Raw genomic sequence first — 13518 nt, 5'->3', positions numbered from 1 at the left:
AAAACCCGCTCCGGCGCGGGGCCTGCCTGGGGCACTGCCCCAGGCAGGCCCCGAACAAGATGTCCTCAAACGCCGGACGGGCTGGATTTCCAGCCCGCCCGGCGTGCAGCCGCTCTCAGTGATTGCGCGGGAACCCGAGGTCCACACCCTCGGGGGCGTCCGACGGGTCGGGCCAGCGGGTGGTGACCACCTTGCCCCGGGTGTAGAAGTGCGTCCCGTCATTTCCGTAGATGTGGTGATCCCCGAAGAGCGAGTCCTTCCAGCCACCGAAGGAGTGGTAGCCGACCGGCACCGGGATCGGGACGTTCACACCGACCATGCCCGCCTCGATCTCCAGCTGGAAGCGCCGCGCGGCGCCGCCGTCACGCGTGAAGATCGCGGTGCCGTTGCCGAAGGGCGAGGCGTTCATCAGCGCCACGCCCTCCTCGTAGGTGTCGACCCGCAGCACGCACAGCACGGGGCCGAAGATCTCGTCCTTGTACGCGTTCGCCGTCACCGGTACGCGGTCCAGGAGCGAGAGGCCGATCCAGTGGCCGTCCTCGAAGCCCTCGACCGTGTGGCCGGTGCCGTCCAGGACGACCTCGCAGCCCTCGGCCGCGGCGCCGGTGACGTACGAGGCGACCTTGTCGCGGTGCGCCGCCGTGATGAGCGGGCCCATCTCCGACGTGGGGTCGTTGCCGGGGCCGATCTTGATCTTCTCGGCCCGCTCCTTGATCTTCGCGACCAGCTCGTCGCCGATCGAGCCGACCGCGACCACGGCCGAGATCGCCATGCAGCGCTCGCCCGCGGAGCCGTAAGCCGCCGACACGGCCGCGTCCGCCGCCGCGTCGAGGTCCGCGTCCGGCAGGACCAGCATGTGGTTCTTGGCGCCGCCGAGGGCCTGGACGCGCTTGCCGTTGGCGGTCGCGGTGGTGTGGATGTGGCGGGCGATCGGCGTGGAGCCGACGAAGGAGACGGCCGCCACGTCCGGGTGCTCCAGGAGGCGGTCGACAGCGACCTTGTCGCCGTGCAGGACGTTGAAGACGCCGTCGGGGAGCCCGGCCTCGGAGAGCAGCTCCGCGATCTTCATCGCGGCCGAGGGGTCCTTCTCCGACGGCTTCAGGACGAAGGTGTTGCCGCACGCGATGGCCAGCGGGAACATCCACATCGGCACCATGGCCGGGAAGTTGAACGGCGTGATGCCCGCGACGACGCCGAGGGGCTGGCGGATGGAGGAGACGTCCACGCGCGACGCCACCTCCGTCGACAGCTCGCCCTTCAGCTGGACCGTGATCCCGCAGGCGAGGTCCACGATCTCCAGGCCGCGGGCGACCTCGCCGAGCGCGTCCGAGTGCACCTTGCCGTGCTCGGCGGTGATCAGCTCGGCGATCGCGTCACGGTTGGCGTCGAGCAGCGCGCGGAAGGCGAAGAGGACCGAGGTGCGCTTGGCCAGGGACGACTTGCCCCACGTGGCGTACGCCTCACGCGCGGAGGCGACTGCGGCGTCCACCTCGTCCACGTTCGCGAAGGCGACCTGCGTGGTGACGGCGCCGGTCGCCGGGTCGGTCACCGAACCGTACGCACCTGACGCACCCTCGACGGTCTTCCCGCCGATCCAGTGATTGACGGTCTTCGTCATGACAAGCATCCCTACTCTCACAGGTGGCGGCGTCGGGCTGAGACGTGCCGGTCGTACTCTTTCCTGGCCTTGATCGCCGACGGTCGGTCCGCGGTCTCGGCCACGGGCACATCCCACCACGCCTGCGCCGGGGGCGGGGGCGACACTGTGTCTGCCGTTTCCGTCTCCACGTAGACACATGTGGGGCGGTCGGCCGCCCGCGCCTCGGCGAGGGCATCGCGCAGGTCAACGACTGTTTTGGCGCGGATCACGTGCATCCCCAGGGAGGCCGCGTTGGCCGCGAGATCGACGGGCAGCGGGGCGCCCGTGTACGTCCCGTCCGGCTCCCGGAAGCGGTAGGCGGTGCCGAACCGCTCGCCGCCCACGGACTCGGAGAGCCCGCCGATGGACGCGTACCCGTGGTTCTGCAGGATCACGACCTTGACCGGGATGTTCTCCTGGACCGCCGTGACGATCTCGGTGGGCATCATCAGATACGTCCCGTCGCCCACCAGCGCCCAGACGGGCCGGTCCGGTGCCGCCAGCGCGACGCCGATCGAGGCGGGGATCTCGTATCCCATGCAGGAGTAGCCGTACTCGACGTGGTACTGCCGGGGCGAGCGGGCCCTCCACAGCTTGTGGAGATCTCCGGGGAGCGATCCGGCCGCGTTGATGACCACGTCCTCGTCGGTGACCAACTCATCGAGCAGGCCGAGGACTTGGAGCTGCGTGGGCCGTACGTCGGGCTCGTCGGCCGCGTACGCCGCGTCGACGCGCTGCTCCCAGCGCACCTTGTCCTCGGTGTACTCGGCGACGTACGCGGGCGGCACGCGCCACCCCTCCAGGGCGCCGGTCAGGGCTTCGAGGCCCGCCCGCGCGTCCGCGACCAGGGGCGCGCCCGCCATCTTGTGGCCGTCGAACGCGGTGATGTTGAGGTTCAGGAAGCGGACGTCCGGCGCCGCGAAGAGCGTGCCGGACGCGGTGGTGAAGTCGCTGTAGCGGGTGCCGACACCGATCACCAGGTCGGCGGTGCAGGCGAGTTCGTCGGCGGTGGCCGTGCCCGTGTGCCCGATGCCGCCGACGTCAGCCGGGTGGTCGAACCGCAGGGACCCCTTGCCGGCCTGGGTGGAGGCGACGGGGATCCCGGTCGCGTCCGCGAGGTCCCGCAGCGCGTCCTCGGCCGCGCTGTGGTGGACCCCGCCGCCCGCGACGATCAGCGGGCGCCGCGCCTCGCGCACGGCCCGCGCGGCGGCGGCCAGTTCGCGCGGATCGGGCGCCTGACGGCGTACGCCCCACACCCTCTCCGCGAAGAACTCCTCCGGCCAGTCGAAGGCCTCCGCCTGCACGTCCTGCGGAAGCGCGAGCGTGACGGCGCCGGTGTCCGCCGGGTCGGTGAGCACGCGCATCGCGGCGAGCGCGGCCGGGATCAGGGCCTCGGGCCGGGTGATCCGGTCGAAGTACTTCGACACCGGGCGCAGACAGTCGTTGACCGACACGTCGCCTGCGTAGGGGACTTCGAGCTGCTGGAGCACCGGGTCGGCGGGGCGGGTCGCGAAGGTGTCGCCGGGCAGCAGGAGCACCGGCAGGTGGTTGATCGTCGCGAGCGCGGCGCCGGTGACGAGGTTGGTCGCGCCGGGGCCGATGGAGGTGGTGACGGCGTGCGTGGACAGGCGGCCCGACTGGCGGGCGTACCCGACGGCGGCGTGCACCATGGCCTGTTCGTTGCGGCCCTGGTGGAAGGGCATGGCGTCGCCGTACTCGACGAGTGCCTGGCCGATGCCCGCCACATTTCCGTGCCCGAAGATGCCCCAGGTCGCGCCGATGAGCCGCTGCCGCTCGCCGTCGCGCTCGGTGAACTGCCGGGACAGGAAGCGGACGAGGGCCTGTGCGGTGGTCAGCCTGATCGAGGTCATCGAATTCCCTCCGCCTTCATCGGTATCCCTCCGCCGTCATCGGTATCCCTCCGTGTGATCGGGGTGGAAGCAGATCTTCCACTCCCGCTCGTCGCCGGGTCCTGCCATCACGTTCAGGTAGTACATGCTGTGCCCCGGCTGGGCGATCGACGGGCCGTGCCAGCCGTCGGGCACGAGCACGGCGTCGCCCGTCCGGACCTCGGCCAGGACGTCGGTGCCGCCGGGGCGTGAGGGGAAGACCCGCTGGTAGCCGAAGCCTTCCTGGCCTCCCTCACCGGCCTCGATCTCGAAGTAGTAGATCTCTTCGAGCTCGGCCTCGACGCCCGGACGGTGCTCGTCGTGCTTGTGCGGCGGGTACGAGGACCAGTTGCCGCCGGGCGTGATCACCTCGACCGCGATGAGGCGGTCGCAGTCGAAGGCGTCGGCGGACGCGAAGTTGCGGACCTCGCGGGCGCAGGTGCCGCTGCCGCGGTGCTCGACGGAAACCTCCGGCGCGGAGCCGTAGCGGGCGGGGAGTCGACGCTCGCACTTCGCTCCTGCCAGGGCGAAGCGGCCTCCCGCGCCGGAGGCGATCTGGATGTGGGCGTCACGGGGCACGTAGGCGAAGTCGCTCACTCCGCTGAACACGCTGTCCCGGCCCAGCAGTTCGATGATCTCGTCTTCCGCGTGCACCGTACAGCCGCCGGTCAGCGGGAGCACGATCCATTCACTCTCCCCGGTGGCGAAGGAGTGCGTGGCGCCCGGTTCGATGTCGACCACGCGCAGCGCGGAATAGACCAGACCGGACCGCTTGGGGTCGATTTCGAGAGCGTACGGCCCCTCGGCCGCGCTGCCCTTCGGTACGTACGTCATGAGGCCCTCCTACAGCAGTCCGACAGCGGTGTCGACGGCGCCCGCCACGTCGCCGTCGGCCGGGTACAGCAGCGTGCGCCCGGCCACGAGCCCGTGCACGGTCGGCAGTTGGAGCGCGCCGCGCCACTTCTCGTACGCGGCGTCGCTGTCGTCACCGAGGTCGCCTCCGAGGAGGACGGCGGGCAGGGTCGAGGCCTCCATGACCCGCGCCATGTCGTCCGGATTCTCGGTCACGGGGACCTTCAGCCAGGTGTACGCCGATGTCCCGGCGAGCCCCGACGCGATGGCGATGGACGTGGTGACGGCCTCGGCGCTCAGGTCGTTCCGCGGCGGACCGCCGTCGGGGGCGCGGCGGCAGAGGAACGGCTCGACGAAGACCGGCAGCTTCCGGGCGGCCATGGCGTCGATCGCGCGGGCGCTGGAGTACAGGGTGGCCAGCGAGCCGGGGTCTTCGTAGTCGACGCGCAGCAGGAGCTTGCCCGCGTCGAACCCGAGCCGGTCGATGTCCTCGGCGCGGTGGCCGGTGAACCGGTCGTCCAGCTCGAACGAGGCGCCCGCGAGCCCGCCCCTGTTCATCGACCCCATGACGACCTTGCCGTCGAGCGCGCCGAGCAGCAGGAGGTCTTCGAGGATGTCGGCGGTGGCCAGCACGCCGTCCACGCGGGGGCGCGAGAGCGCGAGGCAGAGCCGCTCAAGGAGGTCACCGCGGTTGGCCATGGCCAGCTTGTCCCCGCCGACGGACAGGGCGCCCCGTGCGGGGTGGTCGGCAGCGATGATCATCAGTCGCCCGCTGTCACCGAGGAGCGGACGCCGGGGGCGCCGGGCTGCGGCCTCCGCGATGGCCTCGGGGTGCTGGGCCCGGGTCCTGACGAGTTCGGCGAGGTCAATCATGCGCCACGGCTCCCGCGGCGAGCGCCGCCTCGACCTCGTCCGGGAACGGCATCGCGGACGAACACTCCAGGCGGGAGGCGACGATCGCCCCCGCCGCGTTGGCGTACCGCATGATCCGCTCCAACTCCCAGCCGGCGAGCAGCCCGTGGCACAGCGCCCCGCCGAAGGCGTCCCCGGCCCCGAGGCCGTTGAGCACCGTCACGGGCAGCGGCGGCACCTCCACGGCATCGCCCGCGCTGTTCATGGCGAGCACCCCCTTGGGGCCCTGCTTGACCACGGCGAGTTCGACGCCGGACTCCAGCAACGCACAGGCGGCGGCGAGCGGTTCGCGCACTCCGGTGGCGATCTCGACCTCGTCGATGTTGCCCACCGCGACGGTGGCCTGCGCGAGCGCCTGTGCGTAGAAGCCCCGGGCCTCGTCCGCCCGCTCCCAGAACATCGGCCGCCAGTCGAGGTCGAAGACCGTGAGCCCGGCCTTCGCGCGGTGGCGGAGCGCGGCCAGCGTCGCCGATCTGCTGGGCTCCGCGCAGAGCCCCGTACCCGTCATCCAGAACACCCGCGCGGAGGCGATCGCGCCGAGGTCGAGCTCCTTCTCGTGGATCTCCAGGTCGGGTGCCTTCGGCTGCCGGTAGAAGTAGAGCGGGAAGTCGTCCGGCGGGAAGACCTCGCAGAAGGTCACCGGGGTCGGCAGGCCCGCGACCCCGCTCACCCACCGGTCGTCGACCCCGAACTGCCGCAGCTCCCGGTGGAGATAGTCCCCGAAGGGGTCCTCGCCGGTGCGGGTGACGACGGCGACCCGGCGGCCGAGCCGCGCGGCGGCGACGGCGACGTTCGACGCCGAACCGCCCAGGAACTTGCCGAACGTGCTGACATCGGCGAGCGGCACCCCGGCCTGCAGGGGATAGAGATCCACCCCGATCCGGCCCATCGTGATGACGTCGTACGGATCGGTCACCCTGCACTCCCTTTCGGCATCGCCCCCTTGAGCCCTCCCCTAGGTCTATTCCGCCCCACGAGCCCTGTCAACACATTGTCCTTACATTCGGACCACTCCTTGACACCGTTCCGCGCCGCCCTGAAAGCTGGCGGACATGACGACGCTGTCACGCATCCGGATCGGATCGGCACCCGACTCGTGGGGGGTGTGGTTCCCCGAGGATCCGGGCCAGGTGCCCTGGAGCCGTTTCCTCGACGAGGTGGCGGACTCCGGATACGAGTGGATCGAGCTCGGCCCGTACGGCTATCTGCCCACGGATCCGGCCGTACTGACCGCCGAGACCCAAAAGCGCGGCCTGAAGGTGTCGGCGGGAACGGTCTTCACGGGCCTGCACCACGGACCCTCCGTATGGGACAGGACATGGGCCCATGTGGCCGACAACGCCGCGCTCGCGCAGGCGATGGGCGCCGAGCACCTCGTGGTGATCCCGTCCTTCTGGCGCGACGACAAGACCGGCGAGGTCCTGGAGGACCGCACGCTCACCCCCGAGCAGTGGCGTCAGCTCACGCTCCAGACCGAGCGATTGGCGTACGAGGTGCGCGAGCGCTACGGCCTGCGCGTGGTCGTCCATCCGCACGCCGACACGCACATCGACGACGAGAAGAACGTCACCCGTTTTCTCGACGCGACGGACCCCGACCTCGTCTCGCTCTGCCTGGACACGGGCCACTACGCCTACTGCGGCGGCGACAACGTCAAGCTGATCGAGACGTACGGCGAACGCATCGGCTATCTGCACCTCAAGCAGGTCGACCCGGCCGTCCTGGCCGAAGTGCGCGCGCAGGAGATGCCGTTCGGGCCCGCCGTGGCCCGCGGTGTGATGTGCGAGCCGCCGACCGGGGTGCCCGCCATCGAGCCGGTCCTCGCGGCGGCCCAGAAGCTGGGCGTCGACCTGTTCGCCATCGTCGAGCAGGACATGTACCCGTGCCCGCCGGACAAGCCGCTGCCCATCGCCCGCCGCACCCGCTCGTATCTGCGCTCCTGCGGCGCCTAGTCCGGTGGACGGCTGGGAGGTCGCGCTCGCGTCACCCCACCCCCGCCTGCGTCCGGGGATCATCGTCTACCGCGGCTTCCGGCTCGCGCTCGGGCGGCCGCGGCGCAGGCTCGAAGTCCCGATCGGCGCGGTGACGCTGATGCTCGGCTTCGAGCATCCGGTGCGGATATCGGGCCTCGCGAGTTCGGGGCAGTCGCAGCATGCGCGACAGTCGGGGCAGTCGCGGCAGGGGCCGGTGACGCTGGTCTCGGTGCTGTCGGGGCTGGGCACGACGCCGGTGGTGGGCGAGCACGACGGCCGGCTCGCGGGCATCGAGGTGCTGCTCGCCCCCTGGGCCGCGTTCACCCTCTTCGGCACCGCCCTGCACGAGGTGGCGGACCGGAACCTCGACCCGGACGCGCTCGGCGTCCGGCCCGGCCCCGGCCGCTGGGGCAGCGTGGCGGAACTCGCCGCGGCGCTGGGCACACTGCCCTCGTGGCGCGAGCGCTTCGCCCTCCTTGACGACGTCTTCGCCCGCTGGTCGAAGGCAGGGCCGCCGTCCTGCGAACGCACGGTGCGGGCCTGGAGCGAGCTGGTGCGCACCCGGGGCGCCGCTCCCGTGGGGCACATCGCCGAGGAGGTCGGCTGGAGCGTACGCCAGCTGGAGAACCGCTTCCGGGAGCAGATCGGCATCGGCCCCAAGGCCGCGGGGCGGGTCCTGCGGCTCCAGCGGGCGCGGCGGATGCTGGTGGCGGGGCGCACCCAGGCGGAGACGGCCGCGCTCTGCGGCTTCTACGACCAGGCGCATCTGAGCGGCGAGTTCAGGGCCATGACGGGCTGCACGCCGCGCGAGTTCGCCGCGATGCGGCGTGCGCTCCGGGCGCCGGGCGGCGGCCCGCAGTCGGCCGACCGGCTCACGGACGAGCCGACGAGCCTGATCCTCGCCTGAGGCCGCGCGCCGCCGACTGCCGTGCGGTGCCGTGCGGTGCGGTTTTTTCCAATACGCCGGGCCCCACCGGAGGCAGTCTGTTGCCTTCGAGCCATCTGGCGCGGGGGAACCTTCGTTGCCGTCACGGCACGGGGGATGCAGGAAAGCCGGTGGACCGGGCCCGGCGCAGCGGGCCCGGTCCACCTCGCTTGCGCACCCTGCCTCACGCTCCGCATCCGTGCGCCTGCCGTGCGCCGCGCCACCGCGCCCCCTGGATGCATCACAAGCGTCACAAACAACCTCTTCCTGTCACACATGTCCCGCCTACGCGGGTCTTCCGTCACAGCCAGTCGACAGCCGCCCTCCTGCCTCAACTCCGCGTCGTTCACCGGGCACAGGCTGAGTGATCGCCAGCGTCGCGCCGCAGCTCCCCCGACGGCTCCCCCCGAGCCGCCCCTGCGGCGCCCGCAGGGAGGTGCCACTGATGACTGACCGAAGGCTCTGGTCGTACAAGGACATCGCCGCACACATCCGGGTGCAGCCGGACACCGTGCGCTCCTATCGCAAGCACGGCCTGCTTCCCGAACCCGACCACGTGGAGTCCGGGAAGCCCTACTGGTACGCGGACACCATCCGCGCCTGGGTCGCCGCGCGGCCGCGCAACCGCGGGCGCAGAGAGTGAACGCCCCGATGGGACACCACCCTCGTCCTCCGCGGTGGCCACCCCGTTGAGGTGTACCCCCTAGGGGTATAGTGTGGTGAGTGTCAGGGGGTCCCCGGGAACACCGGGACCACTCCTGCACATTACGACGCATACGCACGCACACACGCCGCACCCTCACCGATCACCGAGGAGAACGACATGAGCGCCCAGACCGAGCTCCCGCAGGCCGAGACCTCCGGCTCCTGCTGCTCCCCCAGCGGTTCCTGCCACTCCGACGGCGCCGCCGAGGCGTCGCAGGGTGCCGTGACGACCGTGTACGAGGTGACCGGCATGACCTGTGGCCACTGCGAGGGTGCGGTCTCCAGCGAGATCTCCGAGATCGCCGGCGTCAGCTCGGTCAAGGCGGTGGCCGCCACCGGCCAGGTGACCGTGATCTCCGAGGCTCCGCTCGACGAGGCCGCGGTCCGCGCCGCGGTCGACGAGGCGGGCTACGAACTCGCCGGTGTCAGCAAGGCCTGACCCTCCCCTTGCCGGGTACCCCGGGCCCTGTGACACCGTCACAGGGCCCGCAGCCGCTTCACCCCAGACGTACGAGAGAGCCATGAACGAAGTCGAACTCGCCGTCGGCGGAATGACCTGCGCCTCCTGCTCCGCCCGCATCGAGAAGAAGCTGAACCGCGTGGAGGGCGTGACCGCGTCGGTCAACCTCGCCACGGAGAAGGCGAAGATCTCGTACGCGGAAGGGGTCGAGGTCGGGCAGCTGATCGCGACGGTCGAGAAGCTCGGCTACACCGCGCAGGAGCTGGTCCCGGCCGCTCCCGAGCCCGAGGCGCCGACCACGACCGCGGACATCACCGAGCCCGACACTCTTCGCCAGCGGCTCATCGGCTCGGCGCTCCTCTCCCTGCCCGTCGTCCTCCTGGCGATGGTCCCCTCGCTGCAGTTCGACAACTGGCAGTGGCTCTCGCTGACCCTGGCCGCGCCCGTCGTCGTCTGGGGCGGGTTCCCCTTCCACAGGGCGGCGTTCACGAACCTGCGGCACTGCGCCGCGACCATGGACACGCTGGTGTCGGTGGGCACGCTCGCCGCGTTCGGCTGGTCGCTGTGGGCGCTGTTCCTCGGGGACGCGGGGATGCCGGGGATGCGGCACGGCTTCGAGTTCACCGTCTCGCGCGCCGACGCCTCCTCCACGCTCTACCTCGAAGTCGCCGCGGGCGTCATCACGTTCATCCTGCTCGGCCGCTGGCTGGAGGCCCGCGCGAAGCGGAAGGCGGGCTCGGCGCTGCGGGCCCTGCTCGAACTGGGCGCCAAGGACGCGGCCGTGCTGCGGGACGGCGCCGAGGTCCGGGTCCCGGTCGCGCGGCTCGTGGTCGGCGACCGTTTCGTCGTACGTCCCGGGGAGACCGTCGCGACCGACGGCACCGTCGTGGACGGCGCCTCCGCGGTCGACGTCTCGATGCTGACCGGTGAGTCCGTCCCGCTGGACGTGGCCGCGGGCGACGCGGTGACCGGGGCGACCACGAACGTCTCGGGGCGGCTCGTCGTCGAGGCCACGCGCGTCGGCTCCGACACCCAACTGGCCAGGATGGCCCGGCTCGTCGAGGACGCGCAGACCGGCAAGGCCCAGGTGCAGCGCCTCGCCGACCGGATAGCCGGGGTCTTCGTGCCGGTCGTCCTGATGATCGCCACCGCCACGCTCGGCGGCTGGCTCGGCGCCACCGGCGACGCGACCGCCGCCTTCACTGCGGCCGTCGCCGTCCTGATCATCGCCTGCCCGTGCGCGCTCGGCCTGGCGACGCCGACCGCCCTGATGGTCGGCACGGGGCGCGGTGCGCAGCTCGGCATCCTCATCAAGGGCCCCGAAGTCCTCGAATCCACCCGCCGGGTGGACACCGTCGTCCTGGACAAGACCGGGACGGTGACGACGGGGCGGATGACGCTGCGGGACGTGTACGCGGCCGATGAGACCGAGGAGAAGCAGCTGCTGCGGCTCGCGGGGGCCCTGGAGCACGCCTCCGAGCACCCGGTGGCGCGGGCGGTCGCGGCGGGCGCCGCCGCGGAGTTGGGGCTTCAGGCGGGCGCTCTGCCCGCCGTGGAGGGGTTCGAGAACGTCGCGGGGTCCGGCGTGCGCGGCACGGTGGAAGGCCACTTGGTGCTCGTGGGGCGTGAGCGGCTGCTCGCGGACGCGGGGGTCGAGGGGCTCGCCTCGGTGGCCGCGTTCAAGGCCGGGGCCGAGGCTGCGGGACGTACGGCCGTCCTGGTCGCCTGGGACGGCGTGGCACGCGGGGTCCTCACCGTCGCCGACGCGGTCAAGGACACCAGCGCCGAGGCGGTGCGCGAGCTGCGCGCCCTGGGTCTGACGCCGGTGCTGCTCACCGGGGACAACCGGGCCGTCGCCCAGGCGGTGGCGAAGGCGGTCGGTATCGGGGCGGACGCCGTGTACGCCGAGGTCCTGCCCGAGGACAAGGTCGATGTCGTACGGCGGCTGCGGGACGAGGGCAAGGTCGTCGCGATGGTCGGGGACGGGGTCAACGACGCCGCCGCGCTCGCCACCGCCGACCTGGGCCTCGCGATGGGCACGGGCACGGACGCGGCCATCGAGGCGAGCGATCTGACGCTGGTGCGCGGGGACTTGCGCGGGGCGGCCGACGCGATCAGGCTCTCCCGTAAGACCCTCGCCACGATCAAGGGCAATCTCTTCTGGGCCTTCGGCTACAACGTGGCCGCGCTGCCGCTGGCCGCGGCCGGACTCCTGAACCCGATGATCGCGGGGGCGGCGATGGCTTTTTCTTCAGTCTTTGTCGTCACCAACAGCCTCCGTCTCAGGACTTTCACATAGTCTCTTCACATACTGGTTGCAGCATTCTCACGTCCGAGTCTTGATCGGCATATCGGAACTCTTGCGCATGTACAGGACATATGCAGGAGACGCAGATCACAGCGATCCCAACGTAACCATTCGGGGGGCTCGTGAGTCTAAGAGGCGATGCTGGGGACGTCTTGGGGGACGTCTCTAGACATCGGGGACATCTTGGGGGATGTTCCTAGGAATGCGTTGGCCGGGACACGTGCACCGGGGAGCTTGAGCGGCCCTCCTGGTACGTACGCGTCCCGGCAGATCGCAGGACGACAGCACAACTGGCGCGCTGCCACCACAGACGCCCGGCCGGATCCCGTGGGGGGAATCCGCACCGGGAAACAGGAAAGCGCCCCGACCGCCGACCCGTGGGGGGATCGGCGGCGGGGCGCTTTTCGCTTGGCGCGCGCTCTGTCGCGCCTACGGCGTGCGGGTCAGCGACCCTCGACCGGGACGAAGTCCCGGAGAACCTCACCGGTGTAGATCTGGCGCGGGCGCCCGATGCGGGATCCCGGCTCCTTGATCATCTCGTGCCACTGCGCGATCCAGCCCGGAAGACGGCCGAGCGCGAACAGCACGGTGAACATCTCGGTCGGGAAGCCCATCGCGCGGTAGATGAGGCCCGTGTAGAAGTCCACGTTGGGGTAGAGCTTGCGCTCGACGAAGTAGTCGTCGGCCAGCGCGTGCTCTTCGAGCTTCAGCGCGATGTCAAGCAGCTCGTCGTCCTTGCCGAGAGCCGAGAGGACGTCGTGCGCCGCCGCCTTGATGATCTTCGCCCGGGGGTCGAAGTTCTTGTAGACGCGGTGCCCGAAGCCCATGAGCTTCACGCCGTCTTCCTTGTTCTTCACCTTGCGGATGAAGTTGTCGACGTCGCCGCCGTCCTGCTTGATGCCCTCGAGCATCTCCAGGACGGACTGGTTGGCGCCACCGTGCAGCGGGCCCCAGAGGGCCGAGATGCCGGCGGAGATCGAGGCGAACATGTTCGCCTGCGACGAGCCCACCAGACGCACGGTGGAGGTCGAACAGTTCTGCTCGTGGTCCGCGTGCAGGATCAGGAGCTTGTCGAGCGCGGAGACGACGACCGGGTCCAGGTCGTACTCGGCGGCCGGCACCGAGAAGGTCATGCGCAGGAAGTTCTCGACGTAGCCGAGGTCGTTGCGCGGGTAGACGACCGGGTGGCCCACGGACTTCTTGTAGGCGTACGCCGCGATCGTCGGAAGCTTGGCGAGCAGGCGGATCGTCGAGAGGTCGCGCTGCTCCTCGTCGAACGGGTTGTGGCTGTCCTGGTAGAACGTCGACAGCGCGCTGACCACGGACGACAGCATCGCCATCGGGTGGGCGTCGCGCGGGAAGCCGTCGTAGAACCGCTTGACGTCCTCGTGCAGCAGCGTGTGCTGCGTGATCTCGTTCTTGAAGCTGGCGAGCTCGTCGACCTTCGGCAGTTCGCCGTTGATCAGCAGGTACGCCACCTCGGTGAAGGTGGAGCGCTCGGCCAGCTGCTCGATCGGATAGCCGCGGTACCGCAGGATGCCCTGCTCGCCGTCGAGGTAGGTGATGGCGGATTTATAGGCGGCGGTGTTGCCATAGCCGCTGTCCAGGGTCACCAGACCGGTTTGGGCGCGGAGCTTCCCGATGTCGAAGCCCTTGTCGCCGACAGTCGAATCGATCACCGGGTAGGTGTACTCGCCATCGCCGTACCGCAGTACTACAGAGTTGTCGCTCACGTCATCCCTCACCGACGTTGTGCCTCTTCTTCGAGGTGCCCTGACTGTCTCTACCATCCCCCATTTGGCCCTGGAGAGTGCACTCGGGGTCGACCATTGGGCCTATTGGCGGCACTGAGTGC

Annotated in this window: 11 protein-coding genes; 5 read left to right on the top strand and 6 right to left on the bottom strand. The window is 70.6% G+C overall.

Translation table 11 applies throughout. The annotated features are described in order from the left end of the window. Positions 1-115: 115 nt before the first annotated feature. The 5 genes from mmsA to iolC are packed head-to-tail and all read right to left on the bottom strand — an operon-like array spanning position 116 to position 6208. Complete coding sequence (gene mmsA, locus M4V62_RS27190; protein ID WP_249589832.1) at positions 116-1618, bottom strand: CoA-acylating methylmalonate-semialdehyde dehydrogenase; 1503 nt, start codon at positions 1616-1618, stop codon at positions 116-118. A gap of 17 nt (positions 1619-1635) precedes the next feature. Continuing rightward, positions 1636-3510 (bottom strand): 3D-(3,5/4)-trihydroxycyclohexane-1,2-dione acylhydrolase (decyclizing), encoded by a 1875-nt coding sequence (iolD, locus tag M4V62_RS27185; RefSeq protein ID WP_249589831.1) that lies wholly within the window; start codon positions 3508-3510, stop codon positions 1636-1638. A gap of 36 nt (positions 3511-3546) precedes the next feature. Further along, the gene (gene iolB, locus M4V62_RS27180) at positions 3547-4362 is read right to left on the bottom strand and encodes a 5-deoxy-glucuronate isomerase (protein WP_249589830.1); all 816 of its coding nucleotides are present in this window, start codon (positions 4360-4362) and stop codon (positions 3547-3549) included. 9 nt (positions 4363-4371) lie between these two features. After that, the gene (locus M4V62_RS27175) at positions 4372-5253 is read right to left on the bottom strand and encodes a Cgl0159 family (beta/alpha)8-fold protein (protein ID WP_249589829.1); all 882 of its coding nucleotides are present in this window, start codon (positions 5251-5253) and stop codon (positions 4372-4374) included. Then, on the bottom strand, positions 5246-6208 hold the full coding sequence (iolC, locus tag M4V62_RS27170; protein ID WP_425574991.1) for a 5-dehydro-2-deoxygluconokinase: 963 nt from the start codon (positions 6206-6208) through the stop codon (positions 5246-5248). Before iolC ends, M4V62_RS27175 begins: the two co-directional genes overlap by 8 nt. 136 nt (positions 6209-6344) lie before the next feature. Here iolC and M4V62_RS27165 point away from each other — a divergent pair, with 136 nt between their 5' ends. From M4V62_RS27165 to M4V62_RS27145, 5 genes are all read left to right on the top strand, one after another. After that, a complete protein-coding gene (locus M4V62_RS27165) occupies positions 6345-7244 on the top strand; it encodes a sugar phosphate isomerase/epimerase family protein (protein ID WP_249589828.1) in 900 nt (299 codons plus the stop codon). Between the two features lie 4 nt (positions 7245-7248). Then, the gene (locus M4V62_RS27160; RefSeq protein ID WP_249589827.1) at positions 7249-8172 is read left to right on the top strand and encodes a helix-turn-helix domain-containing protein; all 924 of its coding nucleotides are present in this window, start codon (positions 7249-7251) and stop codon (positions 8170-8172) included. A 463-nt stretch (positions 8173-8635) separates the two neighbouring features. Further along, positions 8636-8833, top strand: a complete 198-nt coding sequence (locus tag M4V62_RS27155) for a helix-turn-helix transcriptional regulator (RefSeq protein ID WP_249589826.1) — start codon at positions 8636-8638, stop codon at positions 8831-8833. Between the two features lie 180 nt (positions 8834-9013). Then, positions 9014-9334, top strand: a complete 321-nt coding sequence (locus tag M4V62_RS27150; RefSeq protein ID WP_249589825.1) for a heavy-metal-associated domain-containing protein — start codon at positions 9014-9016, stop codon at positions 9332-9334. 82 nt (positions 9335-9416) lie between these two features. Continuing rightward, a complete protein-coding gene (locus M4V62_RS27145; RefSeq protein WP_249589824.1) occupies positions 9417-11654 on the top strand; it encodes a heavy metal translocating P-type ATPase in 2238 nt (745 codons plus the stop codon). 452 nt (positions 11655-12106) lie between these two features. Here M4V62_RS27145 and M4V62_RS27140 read toward each other — a convergent pair whose 3' ends face one another. Next, a complete protein-coding gene (locus tag M4V62_RS27140) occupies positions 12107-13453 on the bottom strand; it encodes a citrate synthase (RefSeq protein ID WP_249589823.1) in 1347 nt (448 codons plus the stop codon). Positions 13454-13518: the final 65 nt, after the last annotated feature.

The organism is Streptomyces durmitorensis (genome assembly GCF_023498005.1).
GTDB classification, from domain to species: domain Bacteria; phylum Actinomycetota; class Actinomycetes; order Streptomycetales; family Streptomycetaceae; genus Streptomyces; species Streptomyces durmitorensis.
Note: the sequence above shows the minus strand (reverse complement) of the source record. Positions and strands in the feature narration are given on the sequence as shown.

Coding starts and splice junctions, on each gene's coding strand:
- M4V62_RS27175 (WP_249589829.1), bottom strand. CDS start 5,253: ATGATTGACCTCGCCGAACTCGTCAGGACCCGGGCCCAGCACCCCGAG.
- iolB (WP_249589830.1), bottom strand. CDS start 4,362: ATGACGTACGTACCGAAGGGCAGCGCGGCCGAGGGGCCGTACGCTCTC.
- M4V62_RS27165 (WP_249589828.1), top strand. CDS start 6,345: ATGACGACGCTGTCACGCATCCGGATCGGATCGGCACCCGACTCGTGG.
- iolD (WP_249589831.1), bottom strand. CDS start 3,510: ATGACCTCGATCAGGCTGACCACCGCACAGGCCCTCGTCCGCTTCCTG.
- M4V62_RS27140 (WP_249589823.1), bottom strand. CDS start 13,453: ATGGTAGAGACAGTCAGGGCACCTCGAAGAAGAGGCACAACGTCGGTG.
- M4V62_RS27150 (WP_249589825.1), top strand. CDS start 9,014: ATGAGCGCCCAGACCGAGCTCCCGCAGGCCGAGACCTCCGGCTCCTGC.
- M4V62_RS27145 (WP_249589824.1), top strand. CDS start 9,417: ATGAACGAAGTCGAACTCGCCGTCGGCGGAATGACCTGCGCCTCCTGC.
- mmsA (WP_249589832.1), bottom strand. CDS start 1,618: ATGACGAAGACCGTCAATCACTGGATCGGCGGGAAGACCGTCGAGGGT.
- M4V62_RS27155 (WP_249589826.1), top strand. CDS start 8,636: ATGACTGACCGAAGGCTCTGGTCGTACAAGGACATCGCCGCACACATC.